The sequence below is a fragment of the Pedobacter folensis genome, assembly GCF_056490665.1.
The window spans coordinates 303,182-323,321 of the sequence record NZ_JBWJIF010000004.1; the positions used below are offsets into that span (position 1 = coordinate 303,182).

Annotated in this window: 17 protein-coding genes; 6 read left to right on the top strand and 11 right to left on the bottom strand. The window is 39.3% G+C overall.

Annotated elements, in window-relative coordinates:
- Window positions 1-2 precede the first annotated feature (2 nt).
- The 4 genes from AC04QZ_RS21025 (at window position 3) to AC04QZ_RS21040 (ending at window position 2,896) form a co-directional block, all read left to right on the top strand.
- Window positions 3-386, top strand: a complete 384-nt coding sequence (locus AC04QZ_RS21025; protein WP_025144123.1) for a TraR/DksA family transcriptional regulator — start codon at window positions 3-5, stop codon at window positions 384-386.
- Window positions 386-1,060: a lipoprotein signal peptidase gene (locus tag AC04QZ_RS21030; RefSeq protein ID WP_086547836.1), complete on the top strand. Its 675-nt coding sequence runs from the start codon at window positions 386-388 to the stop codon at window positions 1,058-1,060. Before AC04QZ_RS21025 ends, AC04QZ_RS21030 begins: the two co-directional genes overlap by 1 nt.
- Window positions 1,061-1,401: 341 nt before the next feature.
- Window positions 1,402-1,920 (top strand): DUF4269 domain-containing protein, encoded by a 519-nt coding sequence (locus tag AC04QZ_RS21035; protein WP_478359344.1) that lies wholly within the window; start codon window positions 1,402-1,404, stop codon window positions 1,918-1,920.
- A gap of 295 nt (window positions 1,921-2,215) precedes the next feature.
- Complete coding sequence (locus AC04QZ_RS21040) at window positions 2,216-2,896, top strand: 3-keto-disaccharide hydrolase (RefSeq protein WP_478359345.1); 681 nt, start codon at window positions 2,216-2,218, stop codon at window positions 2,894-2,896.
- A gap of 150 nt (window positions 2,897-3,046) precedes the next feature.
- Here AC04QZ_RS21040 and AC04QZ_RS21045 read toward each other — a convergent pair whose 3' ends face one another.
- The 4 genes from AC04QZ_RS21045 to AC04QZ_RS21060 all read right to left on the bottom strand — a co-directional run bounded on the left by AC04QZ_RS21045 (window position 3,047) and on the right by AC04QZ_RS21060 (window position 9,154).
- The gene (locus tag AC04QZ_RS21045; protein ID WP_478359346.1) at window positions 3,047-3,406 is read right to left on the bottom strand and encodes a ribosomal maturation YjgA family protein; all 360 of its coding nucleotides are present in this window, start codon (window positions 3,404-3,406) and stop codon (window positions 3,047-3,049) included.
- 112 nt (window positions 3,407-3,518) lie between these two features.
- Window positions 3,519-4,760, bottom strand: a complete 1,242-nt coding sequence (gene odhB / locus AC04QZ_RS21050) for a 2-oxoglutarate dehydrogenase complex dihydrolipoyllysine-residue succinyltransferase (RefSeq protein WP_478359347.1) — start codon at window positions 4,758-4,760, stop codon at window positions 3,519-3,521.
- Between the two features lie 89 nt (window positions 4,761-4,849).
- Complete coding sequence (locus AC04QZ_RS21055; protein ID WP_478359348.1) at window positions 4,850-7,645, bottom strand: 2-oxoglutarate dehydrogenase E1 component; 2,796 nt, start codon at window positions 7,643-7,645, stop codon at window positions 4,850-4,852.
- 234 nt (window positions 7,646-7,879) lie between these two features.
- On the bottom strand, window positions 7,880-9,154 hold the full coding sequence (locus AC04QZ_RS21060) for a DASH family cryptochrome (RefSeq protein WP_086547842.1): 1,275 nt from the start codon (window positions 9,152-9,154) through the stop codon (window positions 7,880-7,882).
- A 170-nt stretch (window positions 9,155-9,324) separates the two neighbouring features.
- Between AC04QZ_RS21060 and AC04QZ_RS21065 the strand changes: the two genes are divergently transcribed.
- Both AC04QZ_RS21065 and AC04QZ_RS21070 read left to right on the top strand, forming a co-directional pair.
- Entirely contained in the window at window positions 9,325-10,227 is a 903-nt protein-coding gene (locus AC04QZ_RS21065; RefSeq protein ID WP_086547843.1) for a TIGR01777 family oxidoreductase, read from the top strand.
- Window positions 10,228-10,372: 145 nt separating this feature from the next.
- Complete coding sequence (locus tag AC04QZ_RS21070; protein ID WP_478359349.1) at window positions 10,373-11,674, top strand: cryptochrome/photolyase family protein; 1,302 nt, start codon at window positions 10,373-10,375, stop codon at window positions 11,672-11,674.
- Here the strand turns inward: AC04QZ_RS21070 and AC04QZ_RS21075 are convergent.
- The 7 genes from AC04QZ_RS21075 to AC04QZ_RS21105 all read right to left on the bottom strand — a co-directional run bounded on the left by AC04QZ_RS21075 (window position 11,664) and on the right by AC04QZ_RS21105 (window position 20,099).
- Window positions 11,664-12,533, bottom strand: a complete 870-nt coding sequence (locus AC04QZ_RS21075) for an FKBP-type peptidyl-prolyl cis-trans isomerase (RefSeq protein ID WP_478359350.1) — start codon at window positions 12,531-12,533, stop codon at window positions 11,664-11,666. The genes AC04QZ_RS21070 and AC04QZ_RS21075 overlap by 11 nt on opposite strands.
- A gap of 3 nt (window positions 12,534-12,536) precedes the next feature.
- Entirely contained in the window at window positions 12,537-12,995 is a 459-nt protein-coding gene (locus AC04QZ_RS21080) for an FKBP-type peptidyl-prolyl cis-trans isomerase (RefSeq protein ID WP_478359351.1), read from the bottom strand.
- Window positions 12,996-13,159: 164 nt separating this feature from the next.
- A complete protein-coding gene (locus AC04QZ_RS21085) occupies window positions 13,160-13,606 on the bottom strand; it encodes an FKBP-type peptidyl-prolyl cis-trans isomerase (RefSeq protein WP_478359352.1) in 447 nt (148 codons plus the stop codon).
- A gap of 298 nt (window positions 13,607-13,904) precedes the next feature.
- Complete coding sequence (locus AC04QZ_RS21090; RefSeq protein WP_478359353.1) at window positions 13,905-15,698, bottom strand: acyl-CoA dehydrogenase family protein; 1,794 nt, start codon at window positions 15,696-15,698, stop codon at window positions 13,905-13,907.
- 177 nt (window positions 15,699-15,875) lie between these two features.
- Entirely contained in the window at window positions 15,876-16,232 is a 357-nt protein-coding gene (locus AC04QZ_RS21095) for a four helix bundle protein (protein WP_086547851.1), read from the bottom strand.
- A 106-nt stretch (window positions 16,233-16,338) separates the two neighbouring features.
- Entirely contained in the window at window positions 16,339-17,514 is a 1,176-nt protein-coding gene (locus tag AC04QZ_RS21100) for an acetyl-CoA C-acyltransferase (protein WP_086547852.1), read from the bottom strand.
- Between the two features lie 179 nt (window positions 17,515-17,693).
- The gene (locus AC04QZ_RS21105) at window positions 17,694-20,099 is read right to left on the bottom strand and encodes a 3-hydroxyacyl-CoA dehydrogenase NAD-binding domain-containing protein (RefSeq protein ID WP_478359354.1); all 2,406 of its coding nucleotides are present in this window, start codon (window positions 20,097-20,099) and stop codon (window positions 17,694-17,696) included.
- Window positions 20,100-20,140: the final 41 nt, after the last annotated feature.

Below are 20,140 nucleotides of genomic sequence, written 5' to 3' on the forward strand. Positions count from 1 at the left end.
ACATGGAAAACAGCAACAAAACACGCTACTCAGACAGTGAATTACAAGAATTTAAAGAATTAATTCAAGATAAATTACGCATGGCTAAAGAGGAACTTAACTCTTTAACCACTTCTTTGAGTAATCCAAACGCAAACGGAACAGAAGATACTTCAGGTGCTTACAAAACATTAGAAGACGGTTCTGCAACAATGGAAAAAGAGCAGATCAATCAATTGGCTGCACGTCAGAAAAAATTTATTGATAACCTGGAGAATGCATTGGTGCGTATCGAGAACAAAACTTATGGTATTTGCCGCGAAACCGGAAAATTAATCCAAAAAGAACGTTTACGTGCGGTACCGCATGCAACATTAAGCATGGAAGCTAAATTAAAGCAGAGTTAATGAAAGGCTATACCAAACCTCTAATTGTTATCTTTTTAGTTTTACTGGCCGACCAGGCACTTAAAATCTGGGTCAAAACCCATATGCAAATTGGCGATGAGATTCTGTTTTTTGGAAAATCAGGCCTGCATTTCACAGAAAACCCTGGAATGGCATTTGGAATGGAATTTGGCGGTGAGTTTGGTAAGCTGGCATTATCCTTATTTAGAATTATCGCCGTTGGTGGAATTGGTTATGGCTTACATTATCTGATCAAGAAAAAATACCACAGGGGATTAATACTAAACGTATCGCTAATTTTTGTTGGCGCATTGGGAAATATTATCGATTGTGTATTTTATGGTGCAATCTTCGATAAAGGGATGACTTATAATGCCTCTTTTAATGATTATACCCGATATGATGGTCTTGCCAAATTCTCTTCAAAAGGTTATGCTTCTTTTCTTCATGGAAATGTAGTAGATATGTTCTATTTTCCATTGGCACAAGGACATTTCCCTAGCTGGATTCCGATTTGGGGAGGCGAGGAATTTATTTTCTTCAGACCTGTTTTTAACCTCGCAGATGCAGCCATTTCAATTGGAGTGATCCTGATCCTCATCTTTCAGAAAAACTACTTTAAAGAAGATGTAAAGGACGAAGTGAGCATTAACAGTGAGATTGTAGAAGATTAATAAATAACTCGTCCTGCTGAAACTTGATTCAGCATCTTAAAACATTGAAATAAATACTAAAAGCCCATTTCTTAACTGAGATGGGCTTTTTTATCAATAAATCCTATTGGTTGGTGTCGCACCGACCAATAAGACAATACGTTAGATCATTTTGGAAAGCAAGTACAGAAATAGCTATTTAAATTCAGTCCCGCTATCCTTTCTGCCAATGCAGCCTGTGCTTTAACTCCCTTTCAGCAGATAATTAAGGCCGTACTAAAATGCATTGGCATTCATACTATCGGGTTTAGTAACTTTGGATACTGCACAAAACAAAGGTTAATAATTACAACCAAAAACAAATGATCAACTTCCTTGATATATCTTATTTGCAATCAGGTAACAAAAGGCAACAGAAGGCCTATCAGGTTTTAACTGATAAGCAGGTTTTAGAAAAACTTTCGCCCTATCATCCTATAGTGGTTGGTACCATTCCAATCAATATCGATATCGAAAACAGCGATCTGGATATTATTTGCCAGGTTTCCAATAAAGATGAATTTATTGTTCATGTAAATACGCTGTTTGGCAATGAAAAAGATTTTTCCATTTCCGAAAGCACTAATTTTGAAGCCCTTAAAGCAAATTTTATCATCGATGGATTAGAGATAGAGTTATTCGGGCAAAACACGCCTACAAAGCAGCAAAATGCCTACTGCCACATGCTTATCGAACACAAATTACTCTTAGAAAAAGGCGAAGAATTTAGGCAGGAAATTATTGCTTTAAAAAAACAAGGTTATAAAACCGAACCAGCTTTTGCAAAATTACTGGAGATTGAGGGAGATGCTTATGAGGCATTGCTGAAACTGGAGTATTAGCGAGATGCTAAGTCTAACCGTGAGAGAATTGGTCGTCATTGCTAGAAGGAACGATAGCCTGTCCCGACCTTTCGGGGAAGCAATCTTTCCTGCTAGCCACCCTTGCTACAAAGATTGCTTCGTCGGCTGAAAAAGCCTTCTCGCAATGACGATACTTTGAGGCAATTTATCTCCATTATTATTTCCTGTCATTTATATTGATTTTTATAAAATAAATTACTCCTCAGGAAGACAACCATCACTACGGTTTTCCAATTTTTTAAAATATATTTGGAATACAAAAACCAAATATATCATGAAACTCTACTCCGCCTTTTTACTGCTCCTGATCATGAGCAGTTCCGCATTTGCACAAAAAAGTCTTTTTAACGGAAAAAACCTAAATGGCTGGCATGTAGATGTACCTGCAATGGACAAAAAGCCAGATACCATTAATCCATTTATTGTACGCAATGGGATGCTGGTAAGTTTAGGTACACCAGGCGGACATTTAATAACCGATAAAATTTATAAAAATTATCAATTAACCGTACAATACCGTTTTGCCGGAAAACCAGGTAATTGTGGCGTTTTAGTCCATGCTTCAACGCCAAGGGCGCTATATGGTATGTTTCCAAAATCGCTTGAAGTACAGATGCAACATAATGATGCCGGCGATTTCTGGTGTATCGAAGAAGATATTACCGTACCAAATATGGTTACGAGGCGCGGACCTCAGGAAAACTGGGGCGTAAACGGCGATAAACTCCGCCGGATTAAAAATTTAACCGATGGCAGCGAAAAACCGCTTGGCGAATGGAATACCATGGTGATTCAATGTTTAAATAACGAAGTTAAAGTATGGGTAAACGACACTTTGGTAAACTATGGAACAAACTGCACGGTTAATAGCGGCCAGATTGCATTACAGGCAGAAGGTAGCGAAGTAGAATTTAAACAATTGGATTTAAAACCAATTAAAGCGCTGTCTAAATAAAAAGAAACTGTTAGTCGGGATTTGCAATCCCGACTTTCGGGCTAAGGATTTTTAATCCTTGGGAAATGGATTTCTTAACATAACAGTAAAACAGATTGTAAATCTAAAGAACGGTTGATCCGGGTTACAAACCCTGAACCACACATTAACTCAATCTTTAAACAACAAACAGATCAAATAACCGACAAAATAGGCCAGTAAATCATAATAACTAAAAGAAGTTCCTAAAACAATACGCATCAACTTATTATGCTCCAGCCCCAGCCAGGTAACATAATTTGCCTTTTGCAGGAACTCAATTGCGAAAGAAAAAATTAAGACGCCTAATGCCAACAACTTGTTGTTGGTTTTCAGAAAAACCCTAAAGAAGGTATAAATCAAAACCACAACCAATACGTCGCCGCCAAAAGGGCGTATAATGGCATCATCAAGGTATTTGCCAATTAAGATTTCCACGATGAAAATTGCCAGGAAAATCAGGAGAAACTTTAAGCTGAACGTTAATTTCATTTTTGAGTATAAAAAAAAGAAGTCAAGTTTTATAGCACACCGGCCATTAAAACTTGACTTCTTTATCTTGACTTTCTATAAAGATTTAAGTCCCCTTTGGGGGATTTAGGGGTTAGATGCCTAATAACAATCTAGCCGGATCTTCTAATAATTGTTTCACACGTACCAGGAAACCAACTGACTCACGTCCATCGATAATTCTGTGATCATAGGATAAAGCAACGTACATCATCGGACGGATTACCACCTCACCTTTTTCAGCTACCGGGCGCTCAACAATATTGTGCATACCTAAAATAGCCGATTGTGGAGCATTGATAATCGGGGTCGACATCATTGAACCAAATACACCACCATTAGTGATGGTAAATGTTCCACCAGTCATTTCTTCGATGGTTAATTTGCTATCACGTGCTTTTAAAGCCAATTCTAACACCGATTTTTCAATCTGCGCTAAAGTCATGCTTTCTGCATTACGGATTACCGGAACCACCAAACCTTTTGGAGCTGAAACCGCGATCGAAATATCAGCGAAATCGTTGTAAACCAACTCTTCACCTTCAATACGGCCATTAACCGCAGGGAAGTCTTTTAAAGCTTCGGTAACTGCTTTAGTGAAAAAGCTCATGAAACCTAAACCAACACCAAATTTTTCTTTAAACTGATCTTTATATTTTCCGCGTAAATCCATAATTGGTTTCATATTAACCTCGTTAAAAGTGGTTAACATTGCGGTTTCATTTTTCACAGCAACTAAACGTTTTGCAACGGTCCTACGCAGTGGAGACATTTTCTCACGACGCTCGCCGCGGCTACCTGCAGGGGCAGCAGCTACAACAGGAGCACTTGCTTTAGGCGCTTCAGGTTTTTTACCAGCTTCTGCTTTAACTGCATCATCTTTGGTAATACGGCCATCTACACCGGTACCTTTTACAGCGCTGGCTTCGATTCCTTTTTCTGCCAGAATTTTACCCGCCGCAGGAGAAGGAGTTCCTGTAGCGTAAGAGTCTTTAGTCGCAAGTCCTGAGTCTTGAGCCTTAGGTGCTTCAGCTACCGCAGCCGGAGCTTGTGCATCAGACTTCGGACTTTCGGCTTCGGGCTTCGGACTAGCAGCTGAACCACCATCTTCAATTTTACAAACTACTGCACCAATGGCTAGGGTATCGCCTTCGGCTGCTATGGTTTTTAAAGTTCCAGCTTGTTCTGCAGTTAATTCGAATGTAGCTTTATCCGATTCTAATTCGGCAATAACTTCATCCATTTCAACAACATCGCCATCGTTTTTTATCCATCTTGATAAAACAACTTCGGTTATCGATTCACCAACAGGTGGAACTTTTATCTCTAAACTCATAATGTAATATATATCTTATTATCTTCTAATGATCAAATTTCAATAATCAATTATCAAACGCTATGCTTCAAACGCTTAGCGCAATCCACCTAATCGATCTGCACTAATTTTTTGGTTGCTTTTTTGGCGATATCCTTTACATCTTCCGTTACCGAAATCTCTAAAGCTTTTGCTAAAATATAAGCCTGCTGGTTGGCATGTTGTTTTGCAAAACCTGTTGCAGTACTGCTACTCTCTCTTCTCGAAATTACATCGATACCTTTCAATGCTGTTTTGTATAACCTGCGGAATAAATATGGCCATGCGCCCATGTTTTCTGGCTCTTCTTGTACCCAGAAAATTTCTTTAGCATTTTTATATTTCTTCTGGATGGCTTCCATCTGATCAACCGGAGTTGGATACAATTGCTCCACACGAACCAGGGCTACGTGTTTCAATTTATCAGCCTGTTGTTTCTCCAATAATTCATAGTAAATTTTACCGCTACAGAAAACAATACGCGTAACATCTGCAACTTTAACATTTACATCGTCAATTACTTCTTTAAAACCACCTTCGGTAAATTCTTCTAATTTAGAAACACAAGCCGGGTGGCGCAATAAACTTTTTGGTGTAAATACAACCAATGGTTTACGGAAATCGCGTTTAAACTGACGGCGTAATACGTGGAAGAAGTTAGCCGGAGTGGTACAGTTGGTTACCTGCATGTTATAATCGGCACAAAGCTCCATAAAACGCTCAATACGTGCTGATGAATGCTCTGGTCCCTGCCCTTCGTAACCGTGAGGCAATAACATCACCAAACCGTTTTCGCGTTGCCATTTTGTTTCAGCACTTGCGATATATTGATCGACAACAATTTGCGCGCCGTTAAAGAAATCGCCAAACTGTGCTTCCCAGATGGTTAATGCATTTGGATTTGCCATGGCATAACCATATTCGAAACCTAAAACGCCATACTCTGATAAGTGCGAATTGTAAATATCAAAAGCAGCCTGTTGATCTGAAATATTTGCCAACGGTACATATTCTTCCTCACTATCCTCCAGGGTTAATACCGCATGACGGTGAGAGAATGTTCCTCTTTCTACATCCTGACCGCTTAAACGAACACGTTTACCTTCTGATAACAAAGTACCATAAGCCAGCTGCTCGCCCATTGCCCAGTCGAAAACATTGGTTTCGTTAACCATTTTGCCACGTTCAGCAAATAGTTTTTCGATTTTTTTGAAGAACTTTTTATTTGATGGTAAAGCCGTAATGCGTTTACCAATTTCCAGTAAAGTCGATTTTTTAACTGCAGTAACTGGCGAAGATTCAAAATCTTTAGGTGTAGCCATACGCAAATCTGCCCATGCACCGCCAAATTTAACTTCGGCATTACCCGCTACAAATTCTTTAGCTTCATTTAAACGCTCCTGCAAAATACCACGGAAATCTTTTTCCATTTCTTTTGCTAAACCCGCTTCCAGCTTACCTTCTTTGGTTAACTGATCGATATAAATTTCCCTTGGATTAGGGTGTTTTTCGATTGTTTTGTATAATAATGGCTGCGTGAATTTAGGCTCATCAGACTCATTGTGACCGAAACGACGGTAGCAAAGAATATCAATAAAAACATCGTTTTTATATTTCTGACGGTATTCCATGGCCAAGTTAATGGCATAAACCAAAGCCTCAGGATCATCACCATTGACGTGGAAAACCGGAGATAAGGTTACTTTAGCAATATCGGTACAATAGGTACTGGTACGGGCATCTTTATAATTGGTGGTAAAACCAATCTGGTTATTAATCACCAGGTGGATCGTTCCACCGGTTTTATAACCTTCAAGACCTGCCATCTGAATTACTTCGTAAACGATACCTTGTCCGGCAACCGATGCATCACCGTGGATCAAAATCGGTGCTAAACGGCTGTTATCGCCACCGTATTTGAAATCGATTTTCGAGCGGCTCATGCCTTCTACCACACCATCCACCGTTTCTAAGTGTGATGGGTTAGGACATAAACTTAAGTGAACACTTTTGCCCGAGACGGTAGTTACATCTGTAGAATAACCTAAGTGGTATTTTACATCGCCACCAAATGGGGTATCTGGATTGTAGCTTTTACCTTCAAACTCAGCAAAAATATCTTTGTATGTTTTTTGCATGATATTGGCCAGCACGTTCAAACGACCGCGGTGTGCCATACCAATTACAAATTCTTCAATGCCCAATTCAGCACCTTTTTCGATTACTGAATCTAAAGCAGGGATTAAAGCTTCTGCACCTTCTAATGAAAAACGTTTCTGGCCCAAGAATTTTGTGCCTAAGAAATTTTCGAAACTTACCGCTTCGTTTAATTTCCGGAGAATACGTTTTTTCTCATCGATGGAGAAATTAGGGGTATTACGTGCACTTTCCATTTTTTGCTGAATCCAGTTCAACACTTCAGGTGTACGTAAAAATTTATATTCTGCACCGATAGAGTGTGCGTAGGTTTGTTTTAAAAAGGCTACAATGTCTTTCAATTTTGCTGCACCGATACCAATCTCCACACCAGAGTTGAAAACGGTTTCTAAATCGGCATCCGACAATCCAAAATTTGCAAGATCTAATGTTGGCAAATGTTTACGTCTTTCGCGAACCGGATTGGTGTGCGTAAATAAGTGACCGCGGCTACGATAGCCATCAATCAGGTTTAAAACATTAACCTCTTTTAGAAATTGTTCAGGAGTTTCTGCGGTTACCGTAGGGGCTTCCGATCCTCTTCCAAAATCGAAACCTTCGAAAAATTTTTGCCAGCCAAATTCAACAGACTCAGGATCTTGTTGATATGATTGATATAAAGACTCTATATATTCGGCGTTTGCGCCATTAAGATAAGATAATTTATCCATTATTAACTGTTTACTATAAGCATTACAAAATTAGAATTTTACCTTATATAAATGGCAAAAATCTCGATTAAAATAAATGAGCGGATTTTAAATTGAAGAATGAGAGGATGGTACAACTTAACAGATAAAAAATGGGCAAACTTCGTTAAAATTTAATTACTTAAAACGCCGTCATCCAATCCTTCCAGACCAGCTCATTCAACACTCCATCATTCTACCATTCGATCCTTACAATTATGATGCCCAGGTTAGGGAATAATTGCCTTTCGGATCGAGGTTTTTGATATTTTTATCCAGGTCGAAAACACTTTTTGATTTCTGATCATTTCCTACACCGGCTACATTTGCCCAGTTCCCCCAATTACTTGCAGGGTTGTAATCAATCAGTTTTTCTTCAAAATATGCTGCACCAAAAATCCAGCTTACTTCCAAATTATTAATCAGGTATAAAGCGGCAGTTTGCCTGGCGATATTCGAGATGAAACCGGTTTGATTTAACTCCGTCATCACCGCATCTACAACAGCAAAACCTGTCTGCGCATTTTTCCATTTATTAAAATTATCCTGCTCATTCACTATGTCAATCAGTCCCTGGCTGCCAAATCCATCCGGACTAAAAAATGTATTGCCGTATTTCTTAAACATGAAACGGAAATAATCTCTCCAAAGCAGTCCCAATAAAATGTGATTAAACATGGCTTTGGTATTGGGCACACCTTCCATCTTTTTGATTTCCCAGTATACTTTTCGTGGTGATAAACTGCCCATGGCCAACCAGGCCGATAATTTTGAAGCCAGAATTAAATTCTTGGTTGTTGCAGCCTGTTGCATGGCTACAATCACTTTTTGGAGATGGGCCAAACCTTCGGCTTCGCCACCTACAAATTCAAAATCAGCACGCTGGTCTTTTTGCTGTGGCAAAAGATCAAGATCTGCTAACGATGGTAATATACCCCAATCAATCACTTCGGCAACGTTAATGCGGTCGGGCGCCAGGAAACAGGGCTTGATTATCGAATCGCGCTCAATTTTCTTTTTAAATTGGTTAAAAGCATCAGGAATATCCTTAATGGGAAAAGGTAAATCTTCCTTATTATATAGGGTATGACCGATAAAATGTTTAAGGTTGATGCGTAATTTCCAAAGCGCATTTTCTACCAAAGTTGAAACATGCGTTTCTTCCCTTGCCACTTCACGGTGATGGTAAACTTCGGTAATTTCATATTCCTGGGCAAGCTGAGGAATAATATCTTCGGGATTGCCTTCGGCGATAAGCAAATTACCACCAATTTGTTTTAAAGAATTGCGTAAACCTAAAACACTTTCTAAAATAAACTGTGCTCTAATATTACCTGTTTTTAACGTACCGTATTTGGTTTCGCCAAAAGAACGGCGATCGAGAATGTAAACAGGCAAAATCGAATCAGATTTAGCAATCGCCTCGACCAGCATTTCGTTATCATGCAAGCGAAGATCATTTCTAAACCAGACTAAAATTTTTTTGGACATCTTTTATCGAAAAGGGTGTAAGAACGCGTTTACAAATTTATCTTATTTTTCCTCTTCATCAAACCCCTAAATAATTCTTTACAAATAGGTAACAAAAGAATTAGAACGGAATTAATATCGTTTTAAATGATACCATAAAAACCCTTTTGTATCTTTAGTGTTTTAAAAAGATGGCAAAGAAGATTCTGATTACCGGGGCTACAGGACTTGTGGGTACTGAGCTGAAAAAGCATTTGCTAAGTAAGGGTTACGAGGTGAATACACTTTCGCGAAAGAAAGACAACAATCCGAATAATTTTGTGTGGGATGTTTACAAAGGAACTATTGATGCGGATTGTTTGAATGGTGTAGATGCCATTATCCATTTAGCCGGAGAACCCGTTGCCGATAAAAAATGGACCGATGAGCGCAAAAAACAGATCATTGATAGCCGCGTAAAATCGACAGAATTACTCTTTAAAACCATTAAATCTAAACCTGATCATCAGCTAAAATCGTTCATTTCTGCTTCAGCAGTTGGTTTTTATGGTGATTGTGGTGATGAAATTTTAACTGAAGAAAGTCCGAATGGTTACGGGTTTTTAGCTGAGTGCTGTAAACTTTGGGAAGATGCCGTAGACCAGGGCAAAAAACTCAGCCTCCGGATTGTAAAACTCCGCACCGGGATTGTTTTAAGTAATCACGGCGGGGCTTTACCACAGTTAGATAAACCGGTAAAGTTATTTACCGGAGCTGCTTTAGGCACGGGCAAACAATGGACGCCCTGGCTGCACATTGATGATATGGTAGAAATGTACATCGAGGCACTGGAGAATCTTAAAATGGAGAATTGTTATAATGCCTGTGCCCCTTTTCCGGTAACCAATAAAGCCTTAACCAAAGCTATTGCCAAACGGCTGCACCGCCCTTTTTGGCCAATCAAGGTCCCGAAAAAGGCATTGGAATTGTTATTGGGCGAGCGCGTTGAAGCTGTTCTAATGAGTAACAATACCTCCGCACAAAAAATTCTGGATGCAGGATTCAAATTCAAATTCACGCATCTGGGCCATGCCTTAAAGGATTTGTACAAGTAGGTAAATATCGTCATCCTGAACTGAGCCTTAGCGAGCTCACCGAAGGTAATTTATTTCAGGGTCTTTTTATATCATTATAACTGTACCAAAAGATGCTGAAACAAGTTCAGCATGACGTAATTAATTAATTTTCTAATTCCCATCAATGACTTCAATCTCAATCCTTTGGTTTCGCCGCGATTTACGTTTAACAGATAATGCTGCTTTATATCATGCCCTTAAAAGCGACTATCCTGTTCTTCCGCTTTTCATTTTTGACCAGCATATCTTAGATAAACTTCCAAAAGATGATGCCCGTGTAACCTTTATTCACCAAACCATTGAGGATTTAAAAGAAGCGCTTCGGCTGCATGGATCAGATTTATTGGTAAAATATGGAAAGCCCGAAAAAATATGGCCTGAAATTTTAAAGGAATATGATGTTAAGGGCGTATACACTAATCATGATTACGAGCCTTATGCCCGCGAACGTGATGATAACATGGCCGAATTTTTAACCAGCGAAAAAATAGCCTTCAAAACATATAAGGACCAGGTTATCTTTGAAAAAAACGAAATCCTAAAAGCTGACCACACCCCTTATACTGTTTTTACACCTTTCTACAAACAATGGCATGCAAAGCTGAACGATTTTTATGTGAAAGCCTACCCAACTAAAAAATACTTCAAAAACTTATTACAAAGCAAACACTTGCCTTGTCCAGGTTTAAACGAAATGGGCTTTGAAAAGAGTAAGCTGGATTTTCCGAAAATCAGTTATAAAAGCAAACTCGATGATTATGCAAAAGAACGCGATTTCCCTGCTCTTGATGGCACCACACATATCGGCCTGCATTTACGTTTCGGAACCTTAAGCATTCGTAAAGCAGTTAAAGATGCTTTGGAAGCAAAATCGAATGTCTGGCTTTCTGAATTGGCCTGGCGAGAATTTTATATGACCATACTTTGGCATTTTCCCTACTCGGCTTTCGATTCGTTTAAAAAACAGTATGATAAAATTAAATGGCGCAATAATGAAGATGAGTTTAAGGCCTGGTGCGAGGGCAATACAGGTTATCCTATTGTAGATGCCGGTATGAGGCAACTTAATCAAACCGGCTGGATGCACAACCGCGTACGCATGATTGTGGGTAGTTTTTTAACCAAGCATTTATTAATAGACTGGCGCTGGGGAGAAACGTATTTTGCCGAAAAATTACTGGATTACGAAATGGCAAGCAATGTGGGCGGCTGGCAATGGGCCGCAGGATCGGGAAATGATGCGGCGCCTTACTTCAGGGTATTTAATCCAGAACTTCAAACTAAAAAATTCGACCCTAAATTCGAATACATTAAAAAGTGGGTACCAGAATTTGGGACAAAAAAATATGCCCAACCAATAGTTGAGCATACATTTGCAAGAGAAAGGGTTTTAAAAGCTTTTAAAGAAGCTTTGTCTAATTCGTAACCTTTACAATTTCAATATCAAAATCTAAAGGAGAAACTCCATTAGCTAAATCAGAAGGGATAATCAAACGGAGTTTTCCACCAGCAGTTACTTTTCCTGGCAATATTAACTGCCAGCCTTTGTATAAATTACTCAACACATCGGTAAAAGTTCCATCGGTACTCGTTTGCAAAACTGTTCCATCTAAATAACGAACGGTGTAGTTTGCAACGATTGTGGAGTTTACATTAATTACATCAGTTCCTGTTCCGGGAGTTGTAATGCTATAACGCGCTCTGGAAGGATCTTTAATCAAGGTTAGATTATTATTGGTAATGAATTTATTGATCTCAAATTCGTCTATTTCATGTCTTTTCGATTCAGGATAAATCCCCAAATCAACCAGGATATTTTCATTTGATCCAATATTCAAAAAACTTACTCCGTTCCTGCCAAAAGCCATGCTTGAAGGCATAATTAAAGTAGCTTTACCGCCTCTTTTTAATTTGGTTAACACTTCTCTGATTGGTGTAAATACATACGATACGCTATTAATGGTAAACCGGTCAGTATAACCCAGAAAAGTACCAGGAATCATTAAATCAGATGTTTGATTTAACACCTGTCCAGACAAGGTTTTAAATGTATAAGAATAATAAACCGAATCCTGGTTTTTAACCGCATCACCAGTACCAGGTGTAGTCACTTTATAATAATAGCCTTTTGTGTCTTTATCAAAGCTAAGGTTATTCTTTTTAAGGTAAGCCTGGATAGCAGCATCATCTACACTTTCAATAGACTCATATTCTTTTTTACATGAGCTGAAGATTGTAGTAGCCAGTAAAAGTGCGAATAGGCTAAGTTTAGTAAATTTGTTCATTTATTATTGTACGTCAGTAAGTGTTATAGTAAAATCGAGTATTGAGTTTGACGGAACCAAAGATGATGGAGATTGTGTTCCATAAGCGTAATAAGAAGGTATAATCAATCTGATTTTACCACCTTTTTGTATTTTTTGAATCCCAAATTGCCATCCTACAATAACATTTCCGAGTAGAAACGAGGCTGGGGTTCCCTTGGTACCATCGAAAACAGTTCCGTTTAACAACTTACCTTCATATTCAGAGGTAATTCTTGTAGATGCTGTGTATACTACACTTCCCGTTCCAGGCTCTATTACCTGATAAAATATACCACTGGCATCTTTTGTCGCCTGGATATTATTTGTCTTAACAAAAGCGCTTATTGCAGCAGTGTCTGCCTTAAACTGTGGCGTAGGATCGTAATCGTCTAACGGCACATTTTTTTTACAGGCCGCTAAGCATCCTGCAAGGCATATCATGAGTATAAAATATTTAAACTTAACCATCATTCGCAAAAATAAGCTTTTAATACGGATGCTACAATTTTTAACCTATTTTAACAATTTAAAGACGCTTAAAGATAAAAGCAGAAAGACTAAAGAAGCATCGAAAAGTCTTGCTCTTTCAGCTTTAGTCTTTACAGTTATTGTGCATTTGAAAGCTGAATGGTAAAATCCAACACAGAGTTGCCAGGAATAGGGCCTACCGCTCCACTTCCATAACCCAAAGCCGGCGGAACAATTAATCTTATTTCTCCACCCTTTTGAATTTTGGGTATACCAATTCTCCAACCCGATATAAGTTCGGCAAGGTTAAAAGTCTGCTCCTTAGCCCCACCGTTATCAAATACATTTCCGTTTAATAACCTTCCTTCATATTTAATGGTTATTTTGGTGTTATTTGGATAAGTAAACGAACCTGAACCCGGTTTAATCACTTGATAATATAAACCAGAGTCGTCTCTAATGGCATTAATATTATTTTTTTTAATAAAATCTGTAATCTGTTTTTCAGCATCCTCATCTTTTTTACAAGATGAAACCACAGCCACACATAAAAGAAGTATCGTAAGAAATCTAAATTTAAACATGTGCGAAAATAGGATTTTAATGGCACAAGCCTAAAAACTGAGCTCATTTTTCAAATGTGATGAAGCGCAAAGCCAGACTTTCATCGGTTACAGCAGACCTGCTTTACACTATATCTTTTTTGTGAATATTTATTGTGAGAAGAAAATTGCGATTATCCAAAAAAGGATAACGTTTCAATCAGGGCTAATATTCAGTTGCCGTGGTGCTGTTAACCTGAAAACCTCATTTCACAAAAAAAGGTTTAGGACTCGGGTAATGCACCCAGGCCCTAAACCTTAAATTCTACAACGTAACCCCTTAAAAAATATATTTATTCGCCTCAATAATCTGTTGTGCAACTCTTTGACGGGCATCTTTAACGTTAAATGGCTCTACTTTTGTAAAACGGCGTAAACCAACCAACATCATCCGTTGCTCATCACCCTCGGCAAAAGCCCATAGTGCTTCCTTACCTGCTTTGGCTATACCATCAACCGCTTCTACCAGATAAATTCTTAATAGATCTAATTGGCCGGCGATGGCTTCTTCACCGCGGGTGCTTGCTAATTTTTCTGTTCTCAACAATGCCGATTCGAGCACATAAACATAACTTGCCATATCGGCAATATTCATTAAAATTTCCTGCTCTTTACTTAAAGTCATCATCAATTTTTGAACGGCAGCACCAGCCACCATTAAAGTTGCCTTCTTCAAATTCGATAATACCTTTTTCTCTGCAGCAAACAGGGTGGTATCTTCTTCACCAAAATCAGGAATGCTCATCAGTTCGGCTGCAACTGCTGTAGCTGGCGTCATTAAATCCAGTTCACCTTTCATGGCGCGTTTCAGCATCATATCAACCGTTAACAAACGGTTAATTTCGTTTGTACCTTCAAAAATCCGGTTAATCCGTGCATCACGGTACGCCCTGTCCATTGGTGCATCGGCACTAAAGCCCATACCACCATAAATCTGCACCCCTTCATCTACGGTATAATCTAATGCCTCTGAGCCCCATACTTTTAAAATGGCACACTCTACTGCAAATTGCTCAACAGATTTCAGTCTTGCTTTACCAGATTCCATTCCACCGGCAACCAGCTGATCGTAAGTATCATCGATATTCTGTCCCGCACGATAATTCGCAGCATCAACAGCATATAACTTTGAAGCAATTTCTGCAATTTTAAAACGGATAGCCCCGTATTTAGAAATCGGGCGGCCAAACTGGATCCGCTCATTCGAATAATTAATTGCTGTATTTAATGTTGCTTTTGAAGCCCCAATAGCTGCCGCTGATAATTTGATACGGCCGATATTTAAAATGTTAACCGCGATTTTGAAACCGTTTTCTCTATCGCTCAACATATTCTCAACCGGTACAGGGCAATCGTTAAAGAAAACCTGACGGGTTGAAGAACCTTTAATACCCATTTTATGCTCTTCGGGATTCATGGTGATGCCACCGAAATCTTTCTCCACAATAAATGCAGTTAAGTTTTTATCATCGTCAATTTTGGCGAAAACAATAAAAATATCGGCAAAACCACCATTGGTAATCCACATTTTCTGTCCGGTGATGATATAGTGTTTACCATCTTCGCTTAACGTGGCTTTGGTTTTACCAGAGTTTGCATCCGAACCTGAGTTTGGCTCGGTTAAACAATAAGCAGCCTTCCATTCGCCCGAGCCTAGTTTAGGAATATATTTTGCTTTTTGTGCTTCATTACCATAATACAAAATCGGCAGTGTACCAATTCCGGTATGTGCAGAAAGTGCTACAGCAAAAGAATGCCCCGCACCTACCACATCTGCAACCAGCATGGAAGTATTAAAGTTTTTTCCGAAACCGCCGTACTCTTCTGGTACCGAAACACCTAAAATACCCAGTTCACCAGCTTTGGTTAAAAGCGTTGGCATAAGCTCAGGATCTTCCTGTTTGTCAATTTTATCTAAATTGGGATAAACCTCAGCAGCCAAAAAATCGCGACAGGTTTGCGCAATCATCTGCTGCTCTTCATCAAATTCTTCAGGGATAAATACTTCCTGATAAGTGGTATCCTTAATTAAGAATTCACCGCCTTTAATTGTCTTTTTTTCAGTTGTTTCCATTTTAATAGTATCTAGTAGCGAGTTTCAAGTATCGAGACTAAGCTCACACCGTAAATCGCCATTGTTTCTTGTTTGTATTAAGTAGCGGATATCAAGTATCAAGAGAGCTCAAACCAGAATCGCTATTTTTTTTCCTTGGATAATCGATCCTGACACCCATATCTTAGTTCTAGCCATCTAACTTTTGATTAATCTTCTTTCAAGCGCATAAATCATTTTTTGTACTTCAGTAGTTTTCTCAATCAGTCTTGCGGCGAGGGTGTTATCCAACAATCCAAGTTGATTCGAAATAATTAACTGTGTTTCCAATTCAAAAGCTGAGCCTTGACTAATAGTTAAAAAATACTTGAACTGGGCACTACTTCCTCTCCCAGAGCCCTCAGCAATATTTGAGGGAATTGAAACTGAACATCTTTTCATTTGCGAAATCAGCCCGAACTTTTCATCACTAGGCAAAAACGATGTAGCTTTGTATACTTCAACCGCTAGTTCAATAGATTTCTGCCAAACCTTTAATTCTTTAAAATTGTGCATATGTTTTAGTATTAAATTATGAATACAAATATGTTTGGGATGATTTTACTGGTTTATGTCCTGCTATCAATCTCGATACTTGATACTCATATCTTGATACTATATCCTACAGCAACTCAAATATCCCCGCGGCACCTTGCCCGGTTCCTACGCACATGGTTACCATTCCGTATTTTTTGTTCTGCCTTTTTAACTCGTTCATTATTTGCACGGTAAGTTTTGCACCGGTACAGCCTAGCGGATGTCCTAATGCAATTGCACCACCGTTAACGTTAATCACATCGGGATTTAAATCTAATGTTCTGATTACAGCCAAGGATTGGGAGGCAAAAGCTTCGTTCAGTTCAATTAAATCGATATCTTCTTTTTTCAAACCTGCTTGTTTCAGTGCTTTTGGAATTGCCTCAATTGGGCCAATCCCCATAATACGTGGCGGAACACCAGCAATGCCATAACTCACTAACCTGGCAATCGGCTCGGCATTCAATTCTTTCATTTTCTTTTCCGATACCACCAGAACAAAAGCAGCACCATCTGATGTTTGCGAAGAATTACCTGCGGTTACACTTCCAACAGCATCAAAAACGGGTTTCAATTTAGCCAGCTTATCTAAAGTCGTATCTGCACGTGGACCTTCATCGGTATCAACCACGTAAGAACGTGTTTTCTTTTTCAGGTTGGCGTCCAGGTAATTTTCGTTTACGGTGATTGGCAGAATACCATCTTTTAAATGACCGTTTTTAATCGCGTGAATAGCTTTTTCATGAGATTTTAATGAAAAGGCATCCTGATCTTCACGGCTAACATTATATTCTTTAGCTACCGCTTCGGCCGTTAAGCCCATACCCCAATACCAGTCTGGATTATTTTTTGCAACTTCTGCATTCGGCACCAGTTTCCATCCACCAAAAGGCATTCCACTCATTACCTCTACACCACCGGCGATGATACAATCGGCCATACCTGCTTTAATTTTGGCAACTGCTGTGGCAATGGTATCTAAACCCGATGCACAATAACGGTTTACGGTAACCCCCGGAACTTTATCGGTATCCAAACCCATAAGCGAAATCATACGACCAATATTTAAGCCTTGTTCTGCTTCTGGTGTAGCGTTACCTACAATTACATCATCAATCTGTTCGTTATCTAAATTCGGAACCGATGCCACCAAAGCCCTGATTACTTCTGCGGCTAAATCATCAGCTCTTGTAAAACGGAATACGCCACGGGGTGCTTTGCCCACTGCTGTACGGTATCCGGCTATAATATATGCTTCCATTGTTTTTAGTATTTTTATGGCAATAGCCAATATTATCTTTTTAATTTTTCCCGTTCGTCATGCTGAACTTGTTTCAGCATCTATCCTGGGATGACCCTGAAATAAATTACCTTCGGTGAGCTCGCTAAGGCTCAGTTCAGGGTGACGTCGCAGAAACCCCATAGAATTCTATGTATCCATTAATTCCTCAACGGTTTTCCCTTCGTAATAATACTCTGAATCCGTTCTAACGATTTACGCTCACCGGCAAGTGATAAAAATGCTTCTCTTTCCAGATCCAATAAATATTGTTCGGTTACTTCTGTCGGAGCGGATAAATCGCCGCCACACATTACATAACCTAATTTTTCGGAGATTTTTTTATCATGTTCGGAAATGAAATGCCCCGCATACATGCTATTTGCACCTGCATAAACAATTCCTAAACCTTGCTTTCCTAATACTTTAATATCGTTTCGTTGCACGGGTTTGGTATAGCCCGCATCAGCCAGTTCTATTGCTTTCGCTTTTGCATCGGCCAATAAACGGTTCCGGTTCATCGAGATCGCGAATTTATCCTTTTGCAGATAACCCAGTTCGTAAGCCTCATAACCCGAAGTCGAAACTTTTGCCATTCCGATTGTTAAGAAACGGTCTTTCAATGCATTCTGAACAATCTGATCATCTTTATATTCATCCGAAGCACGCAAAGCAAATTCTTTAGTTCCGCCACCACCAGGGATTACGCCGACACCAAACTCAACCAAACCCATATACGTTTCGGCAGAAAGCTGAACGTGATCGGCATGTAAACTAAACTCGCAGCCACCGCCCAGGGTTAAATTATGCGGGGCAACCACAACCGGAATAGAAGAATAACGGATGCGCATCGAAGTATTCTGGAACATCCTGATCGCCATGTTCAATTCATCCCACTCCTGCTCTACCGCCATCATAAAAATCATACCCACATTTGCACCTGCAGAGAAGTTTGCACCATCATTACCGATAACCAAACCGCGGTAATCTTTCTCGGCCATATCAATCGCTTTGTTGATTCCCGAAATGACATCACCGCCAATGGTATTCATTTTAGTGTGGAATTCTACATTCAAAATGCCATCACCCAGATCGATAATCGAAACACCTGAATTTTTCCACAGTGTTTTATTTTCGCGAAGGTTATCTAAGATGATAAATTCATCTGTTCCTGGTAAAGCTTTATAACTTTTAGAAGGGATATCATAATATTTTTTAACGCCGTTTTCTACTTTATAAAATGAAATATTTCCGGCATCGAGCATTTCATGCACCCAGGCCGCAGCTTTATTGCCATATTGCTCCATCCCCTCAATGGCTTCTTTTACGCCAACGGCATCCCAGAGTTCGAAGGGACCAAGTTCCCAACCAAAACCTGCACGCATGGCATCGTCAATACGGTACAATTCGTCAGAAATTTCAGGGATTCTATCCGATACATATTCAAATAAACCAAAAGAAGAATGGCGGAACAATTCGCCGGCCTTATCTTTTCCTTTCGCAAAAATCTTCATGCGCTCACGCAGATTTTCAATCGGTTTGGTCATTTCTAAGGTAGCCGATTTTACTTTTTGCTGAGGCTTATATTCCAGGGTTTTTAAATCCAGCGCAAGGATTTCGGTTTTACCATCGGCAGATTTCGTTTTTTTATAGAAACCTTGCTGGGTTTTATCACCAAGCCATTTGTTCTCTTCCATTTTTTGCACATATGCAGGAAGTTTAAACAAATCATGCGCTTTATCATCCGGACAGTTATCGTAAAGCCCTTTCGCCACTTTGATCATGGTATCTAAACCAACCACATCCGAAGTACGGAAAGTAGCCGATTTTGGTCGGCCCAATGCCGGTCCCGTAAATTTATCAACCTCCTCTACCGTTAAATCTAATTTTTCGACCAAATGCAAAAGTGCCATAATCGAATAAACACCTACGCGGTTAGCAATAAAAGCCGGAGTATCTTTACATAAAACGGTTGTTTTTCCTAAAAATTTATCGCCATAATGCATCAGGAAATCAACAATTTCTGGTTGTGTATGTGGCGTTGGAATTATCTCCAATAATTTTAAATAACGCGGCGGATTAAAAAAGTGTGTTCCACAGAAATGCGCTTTAAAATCTTCGCTTCTTCCCTCAGCCATTAAATGGATCGGAATACCTGAAGTGTTCGAGGTAATCAATGTACCTGGCTTGCGGAACTGTTCTACCTGCTCGAAAACCTTTTTCTTGATATCAAGATTTTCGACTACAACCTCAATTACCCAATCGTAACCGGCAATTTTCGACATGTCATCATCGAAATTCCCAGTTTTGATCTTATTTAATGCTTTTTTGGTATAAACTGGCGATGGATTTGTTTTTACAGCCGTTTGCAAGGCTGTATTTACGATCCGGTTTTTTACAGCCAGATTATCCAGTGTTAAGCCTTTTGCCTGCTCTTCGGGACTTAGCTCTTTCGGGGCGATATCCAACAACAAAACCTCTACCCCAATATTGGCGAAGTGGCATGCAATACGCGACCCCATAATACCCGAACCTAAAACTGCAACTTTATTAATGCTTCGTTTCATTATCTATTTGCTTTTCATTAGTCTGATAGCACCATTTTATG

Coding starts and splice junctions, on each gene's coding strand:
- AC04QZ_RS21080 (WP_478359351.1), bottom strand. CDS start 12,995: ATGATATGCCTTGCAGGATGCTTAGCGGCCTGTAAAAAAAATGTGCCG.
- AC04QZ_RS21085 (WP_478359352.1), bottom strand. CDS start 13,606: ATGTTTAAATTTAGATTTCTTACGATACTTCTTTTATGTGTGGCTGTG.
- AC04QZ_RS21030 (WP_086547836.1), top strand. CDS start 386: ATGAAAGGCTATACCAAACCTCTAATTGTTATCTTTTTAGTTTTACTG.
- AC04QZ_RS21035 (WP_478359344.1), top strand. CDS start 1,402: ATGATCAACTTCCTTGATATATCTTATTTGCAATCAGGTAACAAAAGG.
- AC04QZ_RS21100 (WP_086547852.1), bottom strand. CDS start 17,514: ATGGAAGCATATATTATAGCCGGATACCGTACAGCAGTGGGCAAAGCA.
- AC04QZ_RS21065 (WP_086547843.1), top strand. CDS start 9,325: ATGGCAAAGAAGATTCTGATTACCGGGGCTACAGGACTTGTGGGTACT.
- AC04QZ_RS21040 (WP_478359345.1), top strand. CDS start 2,216: ATGAAACTCTACTCCGCCTTTTTACTGCTCCTGATCATGAGCAGTTCC.
- AC04QZ_RS21095 (WP_086547851.1), bottom strand. CDS start 16,232: ATGCACAATTTTAAAGAATTAAAGGTTTGGCAGAAATCTATTGAACTA.
- AC04QZ_RS21055 (WP_478359348.1), bottom strand. CDS start 7,645: ATGGATAAATTATCTTATCTTAATGGCGCAAACGCCGAATATATAGAG.
- AC04QZ_RS21060 (WP_086547842.1), bottom strand. CDS start 9,154: ATGTCCAAAAAAATTTTAGTCTGGTTTAGAAATGATCTTCGCTTGCAT.
- AC04QZ_RS21045 (WP_478359346.1), bottom strand. CDS start 3,406: ATGAAATTAACGTTCAGCTTAAAGTTTCTCCTGATTTTCCTGGCAATT.
- AC04QZ_RS21070 (WP_478359349.1), top strand. CDS start 10,373: ATGACTTCAATCTCAATCCTTTGGTTTCGCCGCGATTTACGTTTAACA.
- AC04QZ_RS21090 (WP_478359353.1), bottom strand. CDS start 15,698: ATGGAAACAACTGAAAAAAAGACAATTAAAGGCGGTGAATTCTTAATT.
- AC04QZ_RS21025 (WP_025144123.1), top strand. CDS start 3: ATGGAAAACAGCAACAAAACACGCTACTCAGACAGTGAATTACAAGAA.
- AC04QZ_RS21075 (WP_478359350.1), bottom strand. CDS start 12,533: ATGAACAAATTTACTAAACTTAGCCTATTCGCACTTTTACTGGCTACT.
- AC04QZ_RS21105 (WP_478359354.1), bottom strand. CDS start 20,099: ATGAAACGAAGCATTAATAAAGTTGCAGTTTTAGGTTCGGGTATTATG.
- odhB (WP_478359347.1), bottom strand. CDS start 4,760: ATGAGTTTAGAGATAAAAGTTCCACCTGTTGGTGAATCGATAACCGAA.